Origin of the sequence: Solirhodobacter olei (genome assembly GCF_004010155.1) — a bacterium.
GTDB lineage: Bacteria > Pseudomonadota > Alphaproteobacteria > Rhodobacterales > Rhodobacteraceae > Solirhodobacter > Solirhodobacter olei.
This window is the reverse complement of record NZ_RRYH01000084.1, coordinates 1-1,399: the sequence shown is the minus strand read 5'-3', so window position 1 is coordinate 1,399 and position 1,399 is coordinate 1. Positions and strand designations below refer to the sequence as shown.

The 1,399-nt window shown below is 64.6% G+C and carries 1 protein-coding gene; it reads right to left on the bottom strand.

The features are described from left to right. Positions 1 to 164 precede the first annotated feature (164 nt). Positions 165 to 1,355, bottom strand: a complete 1,191-nt coding sequence (locus EIP85_RS22560; RefSeq protein WP_422067230.1) for an IS701 family transposase — start codon at positions 1,353 to 1,355, stop codon at positions 165 to 167. Between the last annotated feature and the right edge of the window lie 44 nt (positions 1,356 to 1,399).

The window sequence follows — 1,399 nt, the reverse complement described above, 5'->3', positions numbered from 1 at the left end:
ATGTTGCCGAGTTTTCCGGTGTGCGATGGCTGCGACGATCTGGTGGTGTCTTCGCCATCGGGACCAGTTCCAGATGAACGCGGCCGTTGGTGTGAGGCGTGACAGGAGGCGGGAGATCAGGCAGCGGAGTTCCGGGATGGTCAGGGTTTGCGTGAGCCTTGCGATCATGCCGCTGCCGTCTGGGGCGTCGGACTCGTTTCGTTCCGTTTGCCAAAGGCGGCGCGGCGCTGAGCGGCGGCGATGCGTGCGAGGAAGGCGGCAGCGGCCATCACGAGGCTCATGTGACGATGCCAGCCGTGCCAGGAGCGCGCCTCGCAGTGGTCGAGACCGAGGTCGTCCTTGGCGCGCTGGAAGCATTCTTCGATGGTCCAGCGCAGCCCGGCGGCCGCGGCCAGGTCGGCCAGGGTCGCGTCAGTGCGCGCATAGGCGAAGTAATAAGCAATGGCCTCTGGATCCCGCAGGCTTCGGCGGGCGAGAAGCCAGCGCGAGAAGCCGGCCTCGGCTTCATGCCGGATCGGCAGGCGGGACCAGTCGTAGAGCCGGAGCCCCTTGGCGCCCTCGCCGGCGCTGAGGGGCTGCCAGGCCTCGGGCGGAAGTTCCGCGATCATCACTGCAGGATTGGTCTGGATGAACTGCCACTCTTCGAGAAAGCGCAGGGCATGGGTCGAACGGACCGCCAGCACATAAGGCTGCCCGCGCGTCTCCAGCATCCGGCGGAAGCGATAATCCGAGCCGTAGACCGCATCAGCCAGCACGAAGGCGCAGGGGGTGCCCTCATCCAGAAGGCGGGCAATCATCTCGCAGGCCATGGCCGGCTTGGTGGCGAAAGCCACATCTTCCGGCACATGCGCCTTTGCCCGCCGCGCGGCATCCCCGGCCCAGTCTTTCGGCAGGTAGAGACGCCGGTCGATCAACGCATGACCCCAGCGACTGGCATAGCTTGCAAACACCCCGATCTGGCAATTCTCGATCCGTCCCGCCGTGCCCGAATACTGGCGCCCGACACCGGCGGAATGACCGCCCTTCTTGAGAAATCCGGTCTCGTCGACCACCAGAACTCCATCCGGATCGCCAAGCGCCTCAAGGACATAGCTCCGGACCCGGGAACACAAATCATCCGCCGACCAGATCGACCGGCCCAGCAATGACTGGATCCGATAAGGTTGCTCCAGCCCGGCCTCTTCCGCCAGCATCCAACCCGTCTTGCGCTCCGCCCCCGACAAGAGCCCGTCGATGAAGGCACCCGCAGACGATCGCTGCTCCGACCGCCGGAACACTGGCGCGATCAGCCCCTTCATATCCTCAAGCGCATCACGCCAGTCGGATACCGCACCCGCCCAATCTGAAACAGACATGAAGTCCTCCCACACAATGGCAGGAAGTGAATCAGAGCTTCAAA